General features: G+C 61.4%; 11 protein-coding genes and 1 pseudogene. 5 read left to right on the top strand and 7 right to left on the bottom strand.

The window, feature by feature from the left end; all coding sequences use genetic code 11:
• From AB5Y92_RS18600 to AB5Y92_RS18580, 5 genes and pseudogenes are all read right to left on the bottom strand, one after another.
• The coding region (locus AB5Y92_RS18600; protein ID WP_368227355.1) for a UvrD-helicase domain-containing protein at positions 1-353 on the bottom strand (353 nt) is incomplete at its 3' end.
• Complete coding sequence (gene recC, locus AB5Y92_RS18595; RefSeq protein ID WP_368227354.1) at positions 353-3,706, bottom strand: exodeoxyribonuclease V subunit gamma; 3,354 nt, start codon at positions 3,704-3,706, stop codon at positions 353-355. The genes AB5Y92_RS18600 and recC, both read right to left, overlap by 1 nt.
• A gap of 258 nt (positions 3,707-3,964) precedes the next feature.
• Positions 3,965-4,357, bottom strand: a complete 393-nt coding sequence (locus AB5Y92_RS18590) for a DoxX family protein (protein WP_005336513.1) — start codon at positions 4,355-4,357, stop codon at positions 3,965-3,967.
• Positions 4,358-4,396: 39 nt separating this feature from the next.
• Entirely contained in the window at positions 4,397-5,083 is a 687-nt protein-coding gene (locus AB5Y92_RS18585) for a pirin family protein (protein WP_236768716.1), read from the bottom strand.
• Between the two features lie 30 nt (positions 5,084-5,113).
• Positions 5,114-5,257 (bottom strand): annotated as a pseudogene (locus tag AB5Y92_RS18580) (hypothetical protein); the annotation flags it as partial.
• Positions 5,258-5,455: 198 nt separating this feature from the next.
• Here AB5Y92_RS18580 and AB5Y92_RS18575 point away from each other — a divergent pair.
• Positions 5,456-6,370, top strand: coding sequence for a LysR family transcriptional regulator (locus AB5Y92_RS18575; protein WP_368227353.1), 915 nt, complete (start codon positions 5,456-5,458; stop codon positions 6,368-6,370).
• 99 nt (positions 6,371-6,469) lie between these two features.
• Positions 6,470-6,889, top strand: coding sequence for a hypothetical protein (locus AB5Y92_RS18570; protein WP_368227352.1), 420 nt, complete (start codon positions 6,470-6,472; stop codon positions 6,887-6,889).
• Positions 6,890-6,982: 93 nt separating this feature from the next.
• Here AB5Y92_RS18570 and AB5Y92_RS18565 read toward each other — a convergent pair whose 3' ends face one another.
• A complete protein-coding gene (locus tag AB5Y92_RS18565) occupies positions 6,983-8,977 on the bottom strand; it encodes a methyl-accepting chemotaxis protein (protein ID WP_368227351.1) in 1,995 nt (664 codons plus the stop codon).
• 192 nt (positions 8,978-9,169) lie between these two features.
• The gene (locus AB5Y92_RS18560) at positions 9,170-9,520 is read right to left on the bottom strand and encodes a hypothetical protein (RefSeq protein WP_005355311.1); all 351 of its coding nucleotides are present in this window, start codon (positions 9,518-9,520) and stop codon (positions 9,170-9,172) included.
• A gap of 199 nt (positions 9,521-9,719) precedes the next feature.
• Between AB5Y92_RS18560 and AB5Y92_RS18555 the strand changes: the two genes are divergently transcribed.
• The 3 genes from AB5Y92_RS18555 to AB5Y92_RS18545 all read left to right on the top strand — a co-directional run bounded on the left by AB5Y92_RS18555 (position 9,720) and on the right by AB5Y92_RS18545 (position 13,366).
• Positions 9,720-10,442, top strand: coding sequence for a response regulator (locus AB5Y92_RS18555; protein WP_368227350.1), 723 nt, complete (start codon positions 9,720-9,722; stop codon positions 10,440-10,442).
• A gap of 33 nt (positions 10,443-10,475) precedes the next feature.
• On the top strand, positions 10,476-11,837 hold the full coding sequence (locus AB5Y92_RS18550) for an ATP-binding protein (protein ID WP_021231762.1): 1,362 nt from the start codon (positions 10,476-10,478) through the stop codon (positions 11,835-11,837).
• Positions 11,838-11,977: 140 nt separating this feature from the next.
• Positions 11,978-13,366 (top strand): transporter substrate-binding domain-containing protein, encoded by a 1,389-nt coding sequence (locus tag AB5Y92_RS18545; RefSeq protein WP_368227349.1) that lies wholly within the window; start codon positions 11,978-11,980, stop codon positions 13,364-13,366.
• Positions 13,367-13,391 lie beyond the last annotated feature (25 nt).

Raw genomic sequence — 13,391 nt, 5'->3', positions numbered from 1 at the left:
GCCGCCAGCTCGTGATCCGCCACCTCGGCCAGCAGCTGGGCCAGCAGGGCATCATTGCTATGGCCGCGCATAAAGGCGAGCCGCGCCTCGTGGATGCGACCGCGGATCCGCCCGCGCAGCTCGGCGGTGGCCGCTTCGGTAAAGGTCACCACCAGAATTTCGGTCACCGAGAGCGGCCGCTCGTGGGCACTCGGCTGACCGGCATCGGCCCCCTCTTCGATGAGCGGGCCATGGCCCAGCAGCAGGCGCAGGTAGAGACCGGCGATGGTGTAGGTCTTGCCGGTACCGGCGGAGGCTTCGATCAGTCGTTCACCATGGAGGGGAAAACGCAGGGTATTGAGCGGGTTAGCCATTATTTCAGCTCCTCCAGGGTCTTGAGCAGCGGGGTCAGGTGTTCGCGAGCCAGCGCCTGCAACTGCCCCAGCACCTCGTCATCGAGTTCGGGGAAGCAGCGGGCGACGTAAGGATCTTGCCCCTCCCCATTGATCATCCAGCCGCCGTTGAAACGGGTGAGGGCCGCCTTGTCGGCCGCCTCCGGCTTGTCGGGATCCTTCTCGATCGCCTTGAGCCAATCCCAGGCGGTGTTGGGGAAGAAGGGCAGCGGCCGCTTCATCCCCTGCGCCCAGCACGCCACCAGCGCCGCCAGCTTGGGGCGCGCCTCGTCGGCAGCGAGCTTGGCTAACCGCAGGCTCTGTTTGGCATCGAACAGCAGGGTGTCGCCGGGGGCGTCGCTGAGGGAGAGGCAGAGGTGCTGGATCCAGCCCAGCAGCAGATCCTTGCCGTTGAAGCTGCCGGGTTTGACCACCAGCAAGCGTCCCTTCTGGGTGTCGATCCACCCTTGCAGCTGGCCCTGAGTGAGGGAGATATCGATCTCCACCGCCTGCTTTTCTGACTCATTGGCCGCAACCCATGGCCGCAACCGATCCGCCAGCTTGCCCATCTCGGCATCCAGATCGTCCAGCAGCAGGCTGCCGAACCACCCTTGCGGCAGCAGGCCGGTGAGCTGCAACCGCTCGCGACGCTCGGTACTTTCACCTTCTGCCAGATGGGCATCGAGCAGCAGATCTTTCAGCTGATAATGTTGCAGGCCATCCAGCTCGAACGGCTCGCTGTCCTCGATGTTGGCTTCGTTCAGCTCAAACCACACCTTGAGACGGCGGTTGAGGAAATATTTGGTGGGCTGGCGATAGAAGCGCAGCAGCTCCGCCAGCTCCAGCCCCTGCTCCTTGCCCCATTCGGGGGGCAAAGGCAGCTCGCCACTCTGGAAGTTGGCCGCGCCACGCACCGGATTGAGGGCGGGCAACCAGTCGGCGGCATAGGTAAAGAGGCGCGAACCCGGCTCCGGATAGAAGTAGTTGCGGCTGTAGGGGGTGAGCGGATGCGCCACCATCAGGTGGTTGAGCAGCCGCTTGCCGGAGGTTTCGTCGTCCAGATCCTCATCCCCCGCCAGCACGAAGCCCTGCCGCACATAGTCGATCAGCTCCGCCAGCAGCACCGAGGGCACCTTGTCGCTGTTGTCCTGGGCGCTGAAACCCTGATAGCTGATATAGAGCCCCTGCTGGGCACTCAGCAGCGCCTCAAGGAAGAGGTAGCGGTCATCATCGCGACGGGAGCGATCCCCGCGCCGCGACGCCACCGCCATCAGATCGAACCCCATGGGGGCCAGGGTGCGCGGGTAGACGCCATCGTTCATGCCGAGCAGGCAGACCTGCTTGAAGGGGATGGAGCGCATCGGCATCAGGGTGCAGAAGTTGACCTGACCGGCGAGGAAGCGCTGGCTGGAGCGGGACTCCCCCAGCACGCTGCCGAGGTAATCCTGCAACAAGTCGGCGGTAATGGGCTGCTCGAAACGGGCCTCGCCGAGCCGGGTCTGCCACTCGACCAGCTGGCTGCGAATCAGCTGGAGTTGACGCTCTTCATCCTCGTCGGCCAGATAGAAGCGCTCCAGCAGCGCCAGCAGGCAGGCGTTCCACTCCGCCAGCGGCTGCGCCTGTTGCAGCCGGGGCAGGAATTCGGCCAGCGAGTCGACGAACCAGGCGAGCTTGCCGAGCGCCAACCCCTGCTGCCCCTCGATATCGGCGTAAGGAAGAATGCCCGCCACCGGCTCGCCATCCCCCATGGCAAAGCCGAGCAGCATGCGGCGCAGGCCGAACAGCCAGCTGTTGCCGGACATGGGCGGCAGATCGAAACGGACGGGGTAGCCGTCGTCCAGCCCCCAGCGGATGCCGGTCTCCTGCACCCAGACCCGCAGCTGGTTGAACTCGTCGTCATCCAGCTCGAAACGGCGCAGCACGGCGGGCACCTCGAGAATGGCGAGCAGCTCCCCTGCCCCGAAGCGGGCATTGGGCAGCCTGAGCAGGGCGAGGAAGCTTTGCAGCAGCGGGCTCTCCTGACTCGCCGCCCGATCCGAGACCGCAAACGGGATCTGACCCCGCGCGCCAAACACCGCCTGAATGTAGGGGCCGTAGCTGTTCACATCCGGCATCATCACCACCACATCTTTCGGGGTGAGAGTCGGGTCCTGCTCGAACAGCGCCAGCAGCCGGTCGTGCAGCACTTCCAACTCCCGCATCGGGCCGTGGCAGGCGTGGATCTGCAAGGATCCATCCGCCGGATCGATGGGGCTCTTGTGATGGCTGCTGTCGAGATCGAACTGACCGGCGCCCCGTTCTGCCAGCTCCAGCACATCCTTCTGGATGGCGCGCAGCAGGCTAACATTGCCTTTGCTATCCACCTCGTCGATATCGACGAAGGCCTCGATTTGCGGCACCTCCAGCGCCATCAGCTGATGCAGGTAGTCGCGCCCCAGCTTGCCCATGGAGGCGAGCAGCGGGTTGGCGGGGCCCTGCAGTGTCTCGATGTCGGTGCCGGGTTTAAGCTTGTTTTCGAGGCGCGCCAGGGTTTTTCTGTCCAGCAGATCCCCCCAGTAGTAGCGACAGGGGTTGGTGACGAACAGGTGCACCTCCACCTCCGGTCGGCTGCCGAGGGCCAGCAGCGCCTCCACATAGCGCGGCGGCAGCGCCGAGATGCCGAACACAAAGACCCGTTGCGGCAGCTTGCCCGGCAGATCGGCGGTGCGCTCCAGCTCGTGGATAAACTCCTCGTAGAGGTTGGCGCGGTGGTAGCCACTCGGAGAGAGCGCCAACGTGCGTGCCACCAGCTCGCGCCACAGCTCCGGCTGCCAATCCTGACCGCTCACCCCGGCCAGCTCCTGACTCAATCCGTCCCCCTCTTCCCAACGGGCAATCCAGTCCGGCCGGTAGACCAGATACTGGTCAAAGAGATCCGCTACCTTCTGGCAGAGCTGCCACAACCGCACCTGCTCGGGCTCCTTGGCAGGCTCCTCCTCATCTCCCCCGCCCAGATAGGCGGCGAGCGGGGCAAAGGCGGGGCGCTCCAGCAAGGCGGGCAGAATGGTCATCAGCTGCCAGCTCATGGAGCCCTTGTTGTAGGGGCTCTGGCGCGGTACATCCGCCAGCACCCGGGTGAACATCTCCCAGATAAAACTGGCGGGCAGCGGAAAGTCGATATTGGCGGCGATGCCGAACGCTTTGGCCAGCTCCAGCTTGAGCCACTGGGCCATGCCCGGACTCTGCACCAGGATCTGCTCCCGATCGAAGGGGTGAGAGAGGGGGGCCTGCCGGATGCGGCTCACCAGCAGCTCTTTGAGCAGATCCAGCTGATTGGAGTGGTAGAGGGTAAACATGAGCAATTCCCGCCTGTGGATGAGAGGGGGCGAGGGAAAAGGCGAGCCATTTCCGTCACTTCACAAGAGAGGGAATTGTCAGGGATCGAGGGGGAAGATGCAAAAGGCACTTGTGGCCAGCAGGCGGGCAAACCGCTGAACCATGAGGGGCGCCGCAGATTTGTGCCGTCACCTCACCTACCCGGAAAACGCAGACAGAAAAAAGCCGGTGCAGTTGCACCGGCCAAAAGGCATTGGAAAACTTGACTCTTCAGGGCATTACCAGTTTTTGCCGAGACGGGCATCCACACTGAAAGCCCCTGCTCCGGCCGCCGCCAGGGCCAGGAAACCACCGGCAACGGAGACGTTCTTCATAAACATCAGCATCTGCATCTGTTCGGCAGGCTGATAGTGGAAAATAAAGGCAGCCATCAGGGTGAAACCGGCCAGCAGCACGGAGAGGCTGCGGGTAAAGAGACCGAGCACGACGGCAAGGCCACCACCCAGCTCAAGCAGGATCACCAGCGGCAACATAAAGCCGGGTACACCCATCGCTTCCATATAGCCCTGAGTACCGGCATAGCCGCCGATCTTGCTCCAGCCCGCCATTACGAACATCAGCGCCAGCAGTACACGACCCGCCAGCAGCGCTACATCTTTCATCTTGTCCATTTCATATTCCTCGTTTGTGTCACATCACCGCTGACTGCTTCAGGGTAGGTCAAATAACAGAGCTTGGCTGGCACTGGTCGCAACCAGCTCCCACCGGTATTCATCACGACTGAGTACCCCGTCGCCGGGTCGGGCAGCCAGACCGTTGGCGGCAAGCTCCCCTGAAATCATCTGCAGGTAACCGTGTCGGCCAGCCAGTACCCATTCGAGCGTCTCGCCCGGGGCCAGTTCCAGCCGCCATACGCGGGCCTGTTGGCGGATCCGCAGCGATCCCGCCTCGCCATCCGGTGACGCCACCAGCGTCATGCCCGGTCTGGACTCGATCTTCTTCTGCTGATATCCGGGTGGCGTGCCGAACTCGTTCGGCTCGATCCAGATCTGCAACAGGGAGAGAGGATCCGTCTGCGAGGGGTTGTACTCGCTGTGGCGGATCCCGCTGCCTGCGCTCATCAGCTGGAAATCCCCTGCCGGGATCTGCTCGGCGTGGCCGAGGCTGTCCTTGTGCTCTATGGTGCCTTGCAGCACGCAGGTGAGGATCTCCATATTGGCGTGAGGGTGGGTGGCGAATCCGCCACCCGGCGCAACCAGATCCTGATTGATCACCCGCAGTACCGAGTGTCCCATCCACTCCGGGTCATAGTAGTGACCGAAGGAGAAACTGTGGCGCGCGTCCAGCCAGCCAAAGTTGGCCTTGCCCCGCGCTTCTGCGGCTCTCAATTGCATCATGGTCTGCTCCTCACCTACCGGGACGGTTGATTAACGCTGTTTGCCGCTACCGATACCGAACGGAATACGGTATTCGCTGCTCTGGCCAGGCTGACTGTAACTGTGCCTTGAGTACGCAGCGGCATACGAATTTGTTCGCGTGCCAGTCAGCTCGGCCAGAATCAATGCATCCATACAAGAGATCATTCAAATAGTGTGTTGTTCTTTCACCGACATCAGACAGACCGATTTGGTGTGTCACAGTGCGGAACTACCCGCATATTTGGCCGCTCGACGTTCCGGCCTAAGCGTTGGTTGAATATTAAAGTGACATGACCTAACTTGTTAGCGAGATAAACTGGCAAACATATTCAAAAAAATTGAAGGTGAGGAATGGCCAAGGAATCGAACAAGGAGCGGGCGCTGACCCTGGAAGCGATCCGGGTACTGGATGCCATCGACCGCCGCGGCAGCTTTGCGGCGGCGGCCGACGAGCTGGGCAAGGTGCCCTCGGCATTGAGCTATACGGTACAGAAGCTGGAAGACGAACTGGATGCCATGCTGTTTGACCGCAGCGGCCACCGCACCAAGTTCACCCCGGCCGGACGCATGCTGCTGGAGCGCGGCCGGGTGCTGCTGGAGGCAGCCGAGCATCTGGTAGGCGAGACCCGGGCGCTGGCCCGTGGCTGGGAGACCGACATCACAGTCGCCGTCGATGCGCTGGTCCCGGTGCAGGCCCTCTACCCCTTGGTGGAGAAGCTGGCCGAGCAGACCGATACCCGACTGCGGCTGCGGGCCGAGGTGCTGGCGGGTAGCTGGGAGTGTCTCGAAGATGGCCGCGCCGACCTGCTTATCTCCTCCATCAACCCGGACATCATGATGACCGGCATCAAGCATCAGGTGATCAAGGACGAGGTGATGCTCTACGTCGCCCATCCCGATCATCCGCTGCATCAGGAGCCCGAACCCTTGGCCGACGAGACCCTGCGTCGCTACCGCGCCATCGCGGTGGCCGACACAGCCCTGCGCAAACCGGTGCTCACCTACCGCCTGCTCGACAAGCAGCCGCGCCTCACCGTCAGCACCATGGCGGAGAAGCGCGATGCCCTGCTGGCCGGGCTCGGCATCGGCACCATGCCGCAGAGCTGGATCGAAGAGGACATCAAGGCCGGTCGGCTCAAGGTGATCAGCCCCGAGTACCGCCATCAGCTGCAGGTGGTGCTGGCCTGGCGCCGCGATACCATGGGCAAAGCCAAGAGCTGGCTGGTGCGGGAGATACCAAAACTATTTGCGGCTGGTGAAAAATGAGACACAGTTAACAGACCGCTCAATAGCTGCCTCACTTGACACCCAGCTCTTTTATTGGTTCCATAGCCGCCTCATTTGAACCAATGGAATCTGTAAAAAATGAAAAAGACTTTGCTGGTAGCCCTCACCACCCTGCCCCTGTTTGCCACTGCTGGCCTGATGGACTCGCTGACCGACAGCGTCACCAGCAGCGTCAAGGATGCAGCTAATACCGCCGTATCCGGTGCAGTGGACAGCGCATCCAACGAAGCCATCAAGAAGGCACTGGATATCAAGGAAGGCGGCTCCAACAAGCAGGCTATTAAAGAGAAGCTGGGCGCACCGGCTACCACCAAGACCGAATCCGGTCTGGAAGTGTGGACCTATGACCTGGATGCCCTGAAAAAGGCCTCTCCGCTGCTGGCAGAAACCACCAAAACCCTGCTGAAAGATACCGAGGCAGCCAAGAAGAACGTCGTTATCAAGTTCGAAGGTGATACCGTCAAGAAAGTAGACCTGACCGACAAGGCTCAGGGCTAAGTTCGCTCGGCCGGTGGAGTGGGCTGAACACCCGTATCGGCGCAGATAGCAAGAGGGGGAGCACCAGGCTCCCCCTCTTTCATTATCGGTTTGTTACACCTTGAAGCGATGCACCAACGCCACCAGCTGGCGATTGGACTCCAGCAGGGTGGCCGAACTCTGTTCGGTATTCTGACCGTTATCCACCAGCAGATTGACCATGTCGCGGATCGTGACCATGTTGCGGTTGATCTCCTCGGTCACCCGGCTCTGCTCCTCTGCCGCAGTCGCAATCTGGGTACCCAGATCGTTTATTTGCACCACGGCATCCGCCATCTTGTCGAGCCCGCCTGTCACCTGCTCGGTATTCTCGGTCGCCACCTGACAGCTCTGCTTGGTGTGCTCCATGGCCACCACGGCTTCGGCCACCCCCTGCGTCAACCGGGAGAGCATGCTCCCCACCTCGGCAGTGCTATTCTGGGTTCTCGCCGCCAGTGCGCGCACCTCATCAGCAACCACGGCAAAACCGCGCCCCTGCTCACCGGCCCGCGCCGCCTCGATGGCCGCGTTGAGTGCCAACAGGTTGGTCTGGGCAGCAATATCGCCGATCACGCTGAGTACACTGCTGATCTGGCGAGCATCTTCCTGCATCCCCAATACCTTGGTCGCAGCAAGATCCACTTCATCGATCAGCGCCGCCACACTGGCAGAGGCCTGACCCACTACCTGACGGGACTGAATCGCCTGACCATTGGCAGACTCGGTAAAGCTGGCGGAATCGCTCGCGTGGTGCGCCACACTGTCGGCAGTTGAGCTGAGCTCGGTCAGAGCTGTCACTATCTGATCAGTCTCGGCAGCATGCTCACCTAGAATACGTCTGGCTTGGCCCGTCTGCTGGTCAAGCTGGGCCAATTCACGGGTAATCAGCTCTGTGGTCTCGGTCACCTGCAACATCATCTGCTGCAGATAGGCGATAAAGCGGTTCACCGATTGGGCGATATGGTCCAGCTCATCGTGCCCCTTGACCCGGATCCGGGCAGTCAGATCAGCATCTCCGGCCGAGAGCGCATCGATGTTCTGCTTGAGGGTGTCGAGTCGACAGCCCAGCTGCTTGATGGCCATCAACATCAGCGCAAACAGCAGCACCACTAGCGGTAGCTGGATCGCTGCCAGCGTCTTGAGCACCTCCTGACTGTCGTGGGTAAGGGTGCTGGTCGGCAGCGCCGCCGCCAACAGCCAGGGGGTTCCTTCGATGGATTGCATCAGCAATGTCTGCTCTTCACCCAAATCCTGAAAGGTAGTGCGCTGCAACGCGGCGCCATTACCTTGCCCCAGCAGGCTGGCGATGGCGCTGGCAAAGGGATAGTCCCCGTGAGATGAGAGGTTGCCCAGCACCACATCCCCGCTCAAACGACCATTCTTGCTGAGGATCTTGCCATCGGCCTCGACGATCATCACCTGACCACCGATCTCCTGCTCTTTTTTGGCGACCAGATCATTGAAGAAACCCAGCGTCACATCGATGGTGGACACCCCGTAAAGGGAACCGTCACGATAGATCCCCATGGCACAGTTGGTGCGCGGCTGTTGGCTGGCACCATCCTTGTAAGCCGCCGCCCAGACACACATGCCTTTCGCCGCCTGCTGCCCGGCTCTGTGCCAGGGCTGATCGAAATAGTTGGGCGCCTCGGCCGAGTTCCAGTAGGTGTTGGGGATCAGCTTGTTGGCACCATCCCGATGAAAGAAGGTACTGAACTTGGTACGACCGACTTCCCGCTGATCCGGCATCGGCCAGATGCCGCCACCAAACACCATCGCATTGCCATATTGATCGATCAGAGCAGGGAGAACGGCATCGATTTGCTCGCTCGGCAGTTGGGCCACCAGCTGAGTGATACTGCGTGACTGGCTCTGCACTCCGTTGAGCTGATCGCGAATGTCGGTCGCAATCTCGCTGACCCGCAGCACCAGATTCTGCTCACCCGCCCGTTGCAGCTCGGGTTTGACCCATAACTGGATGCCGATTACGGTCAGCACACAGACCGCCACCATGAATCCCAGAAAAACGGCGGTATATCGCCCCTTGATTGTCCCCAGATCCCAACCCATACCCTCTCCTGTTTTCGGCCACTGCTAACTGCAGCTTGTTATATGAGCGGGCATTATCTTGCAATTCGCTCACGGCGCGTTTGCCATCGCTCACATAAGCGACAGCAAGATAAGGATTCGAGCGAAAATGGATCGATACGATCACAAAAAGGGTGGCCTCGGCCACCCTTGGGTTGATAACAGCAGGCGCTGTTACTGGTTCGCTTCGGCGAACTGCTTCATCGCTTCTGCGTGCTTGGTCATACCGGCGGCACGCTCGTTGAGCTTCTTGATAAACTCCGCCTTCTTGGCCGGATCTTCAATGCGGTCATAACGTTGCTGCAGGTTGGCCTGGATCTGCTCCGGGGTCATGTTCTGCATGCGGGCCATCTTGTCGTGGCGACCACCGTGGTGTTTGCCACCCATCATGCCACCACCGTCCATCGGGCAATCCACCATGGCACCGGGCTGGCCAGTGGGGGCCGCTTCACTGGCAGCATAGGCACCCAGCGGCAGGCCAAGGATAAGGGTGGCGGTCAGCAGGGTTTTGGTCAGCTTTTTCATGGTCTATCTCCTGTAGGGATGATTCTGGTTCGGCGCTCTTGCCTTGCCCTCAAGTAAACACCCTATCGGTGTCTGAACTTTGCCAGCATCGCCCTTTTTTGTAGCAGAGTGTGGCATCGTGCGGATCTGGCACACTTTGACACAAACCGCCGGGCGGATTTTCGTATACTCGTGCCAACGCCAAGCAGGGGAGGTATTCATGAACCAGGCCAACACCCACATTCTGGTGGTCGACGATCACAGCGAGATCCGCGATCTCTTGAAACGCTTTCTGGAACAGCACGGCCTGCGGGTCAGCTGCGCCCGGGATGGCAAGGAGATGAAGCGACTGCTGGAGGAGCGGGAGTTCGACCTGCTGGTGCTGGATCTGATGATGCCGGGTGAAGATGGTCTGACCCTCTGCCGCGAGCTGCGGGTCAAATCGAACCTGCCCATCATCATGCTCACTGCCATGGGGGAAGAGACCGACCGCATCATAGGGCTGGAGATGGGGGCCGACGACTATCTGGCCAAGCCCTTCAACCCGCGCGAGCTGCTGGCGCGCATCAAGGCGGTGATGCGCCGCACCCAGGCCGAGACCCAACCCGCCGCCGAGACCCTGACCCGGGATCTGCGCTTCGATCGCTGGCTACTCGACGTCAATCGCCGGGAGCTGGTCGATGAGGATGGGGTGGGCCTGAGCCTCTCCACCGCCGAATTCGATCTGCTCAAGGTGTTTCTCGAACGCCCGCAACGGGTGCTGAGCCGGGATCAACTGCTGGATCTGGCCCGTGGCCGCGAGGCGGTGGCCTTCGATCGCGCCATCGATACCCTGGTGAGCCGCCTGCGCCGCAAGCTGGAGCGGGATCCCAAGAATCCGGAGCTGATCAAAACCATCTGGGGTGGCGGCTATATGTTCTCCGCCGACGTGACGCAGGTTTAAGCAGTGGGCACCTTGCGACGACTGTGGGCACGGATGTGGCCCAAGGGGCTGACCGGCCAAATCATTCTGGTGGCGCTGGCAGGGTTGATCCTGATCCAGCTGCTCAGTATACAGATCTACCGCACGGATCGGGAGGAAGCGCTCGGCTTCGTCAACAGCCGCAACGCCATGCAGCGGATCATCTCTGTGGTCAGGCTGCTCTCCCTCTCCCCCCCGTCCCTCTATGACGAGATCCTCAAGGCGAGCCGCAGCGAGACCCTGCTGCTGCGCCTCTCCGACGAGCCGCTGCAACCGGATAACCGCAGCCCCCGCTTCGAGCAGCTGGTGCGCTCGCGCCTCAACTATCCCCCCGGCCTCACGGTAGAGATCAGCGCCGAGCTGAAAGAGGATACTCAGCGCAGCAAGGCGTGGGAACATCATGCCCGCATGATGCGGGATCGCAAGGGGCCGCCCCCGCCGCGGGATATGCGGCTCTATGGCTCCATCGAACTGCCGCAGGGGGGCTGGCTGCAGTTCAGCTCGCTGGTCGACAAGGAGGCGGGCAGCTGGTCGTGGCAGACCACCCTCAACCTGATGCTGGTCGCCAGTCTGGTGATCGGGCTGATGGTGCTGCTGTTTCGTCGTGCCACCCGCCCGCTCAAGCAGCTGGCAGGCAATGCGGAGCGGCTCGGGCGAGGCGAGGATATCGAGCCCTTGAAAGAGGAGGGGCCGACCGAGATTCGCGAATCGATTCAGGCCTTCAACCGGATGCACACCCGGCTCGACCGCTTCGTGCAGGACAGAACCCGGATGCTGGCAGCCATCTCCCACGATCTGCGCACCCCCATCACCAGCCTGCGGCTGCGCACCGAGTTTCTGGCCGATGGCGAGGACAAGGAGCGCATCCAGCAGACCCTGCAACAGATGGAGCAGATGCTGGCCGCGACCCTCAGCTTTGCTCGCGAGGAGGGGCAGCAGGAGGCCACCCGCGAGCTGGATCTGGTCAGCCTGCTGGTCAGCCTGTGCGATGACTACGCCGATACCGGCCAGCCGGTCACCTGTCTGGCGGAGGGCAAAGAGGTCTACGCCTGCCGGGCCAACACCCTGCGCCGGGTGCTGCAGAACCTGATCGGCAACGCCATCAAATATGCCGGCAGCGCCGAAGTGTCGCTGGAGCGGCGCAAGGAGGAGCTGTTGATCCGGGTCTGCGACAACGGGCCGGGGATCGATCCGGCGCGGCTCGAGGATGTGTTCAAGCCGTTCGTGCGGCTCGATGAAGCGCGCAACACCGAGTCCGGCAGCGTGGGGCTCGGGCTCTCAATTGCCCGCACTCTGGTGCATCAGCACGGCGGCGAGTTGACCCTGCTCAATCGGCCACAGGGGGGACTGGAGGCGCGGATCAGCCTGCCGCTGTAAGTAGTTACTCTATCCGCCAGCCTTGTCATGGCGCCATTTGCATCATGCAAACTTCATCATTTGAGCGCTTGTTCTTCGATCAGAAAGACGGTGATAATCGGTGACCACGGGACGGTATACGGCAACGGATTGGAGCAAGGATGGCCTCTTCCAGGACAGGAGTCATAGTCAGTATCGGGTGGGGGCTCCTGCTGCTCGCCCTTGCCCTGCCTGTCTGGGCCAAAACCCCGGAAGAGCCGATCATCATTACCAACTCCAAAGCCTGGCAGCCCTTCTCCTATATCAATGAGTCGGGCCAGCCGGATGGACTGCTGATCGATTTGTGGCGTGAATATGCCCGGGTGACCGGCCAGAAGATCGAGTTCAGGCTGGTCGACTGGCAGGGCTCCCTCGACCTGCTTCATGAGGGGAACGCGGATGTTCACGCCGGACTGCTCTGGTCACCGGAGCGGGACAAACTGTTCGACTATGGCCGGCCTCTCGCCCAGCTCGACTCCCAACTCTTCTTCTCGAACGAATTGCGCGGCACCGATGTCCACTACTACCTGCTCCATGAAACGGTCGGTGTGGTCGCCGGTGGCTACGAGGAGTATTACGCCAGACGCTACTTCCCCGGCACCAGACTGCAAACCTTCAATGACAATGACACCCTGCTGGCTGCGGCCTTTCGGGGCGACATAAAAGCCTTTATCGCCGATCTGCAGGTCGCCAACTTCTACATCTATACCTCCGACGATCCCACCCGCTTTATTCCGGTTCGCCACCTCTATACCGACCAGATCCGCTTTGCGGTGAAAAAGGGCGACCTTGCCCTGTTAAACCGGCTGGAAGAGGGGTTCGCCAAGCTCAAAGAGAGCGATCGGGAGCGGGTTATCCGCAAATGGATGCATGTCGAAACCGTCTACCCCATCCATCTCGGTCCCTGGCTACTGTTTGCCGGAGTGTTAATCATGGTGGCCTACATAGTGCAACTGCGCCGCGCTGTTGCCAGCCGCACCACCGAGTTGAGCCGCGCCAACGCCAGACTGGAGAAACAAGCCAGTACCGACCCCCTGACCGGCCTGCTCAACCGACGGGCATTCATGCCCGCCATGGAGCAGCGGCTGGCAAGCGGGGAGCCCTGTGCTCTACTGCTGTTCGATGTGGATCACTTCAAGGAGACCAATGACCGCTTTGGTCATGGCATAGGGGATCTGTTGCTGGAAAAGCTGGCCACTACTGTGAGCAACCTGTTGCCCGAAGAGGCTCTGCTGGCCCGCATCGGCGGCGAAGAGTTTTGCCTGCTGCTGCCGCTGGCCACATTGGCAGAGACAGATCAATGGGCCGAGCGTATCTGCCTAGAGATCAACCGGCAAACCCTGCACACCAGCAGCGGCGAGGTGACCCTCTCCATCAGCACCGGGGCAGTCTGGGTCGCCGCAGAGAGAGAGGCTGATGCCGACCAGCTACTGCGGCAGGCTGACGCCCTCATGTATCAGGCCAAGGGACTGGGACGCAATACCTGGCGAGCCGCCCCCTATCAGGCATAGCCCCTGACGAACGCGCAATAAAAAC

It is taken from the genome of Aeromonas sp. R1-1 (genome assembly GCF_040908495.1).
In the GTDB taxonomy this organism is placed as follows: domain Bacteria; phylum Pseudomonadota; class Gammaproteobacteria; order Enterobacterales; family Aeromonadaceae; genus Aeromonas; species Aeromonas veronii.
Note: the sequence above shows the minus strand (reverse complement) of the source record. Positions and strands in the feature narration are given on the sequence as shown.

Excerpts from the sequence above, each read along its gene's own strand:
- recC (WP_368227354.1), bottom strand. The coding sequence starts at position 3,706 with ATGTTTACCCTCTACCACTCCAATCAGCTGGATCTGCTCAAAGAGCTG.
- AB5Y92_RS18590 (WP_005336513.1), bottom strand. The coding sequence starts at position 4,357 with ATGGACAAGATGAAAGATGTAGCGCTGCTGGCGGGTCGTGTACTGCTG.
- AB5Y92_RS18585 (WP_236768716.1), bottom strand. The coding sequence starts at position 5,083 with ATGATGCAATTGAGAGCCGCAGAAGCGCGGGGCAAGGCCAACTTTGGC.
- AB5Y92_RS18575 (WP_368227353.1), top strand. The coding sequence starts at position 5,456 with ATGGCCAAGGAATCGAACAAGGAGCGGGCGCTGACCCTGGAAGCGATC.
- AB5Y92_RS18570 (WP_368227352.1), top strand. The coding sequence starts at position 6,470 with ATGAAAAAGACTTTGCTGGTAGCCCTCACCACCCTGCCCCTGTTTGCC.
- AB5Y92_RS18565 (WP_368227351.1), bottom strand. The coding sequence starts at position 8,977 with ATGGGTTGGGATCTGGGGACAATCAAGGGGCGATATACCGCCGTTTTT.
- AB5Y92_RS18560 (WP_005355311.1), bottom strand. The coding sequence starts at position 9,520 with ATGAAAAAGCTGACCAAAACCCTGCTGACCGCCACCCTTATCCTTGGC.
- AB5Y92_RS18555 (WP_368227350.1), top strand. The coding sequence starts at position 9,720 with ATGAACCAGGCCAACACCCACATTCTGGTGGTCGACGATCACAGCGAG.
- AB5Y92_RS18550 (WP_021231762.1), top strand. The coding sequence starts at position 10,476 with ATGTGGCCCAAGGGGCTGACCGGCCAAATCATTCTGGTGGCGCTGGCA.
- AB5Y92_RS18545 (WP_368227349.1), top strand. The coding sequence starts at position 11,978 with ATGGCCTCTTCCAGGACAGGAGTCATAGTCAGTATCGGGTGGGGGCTC.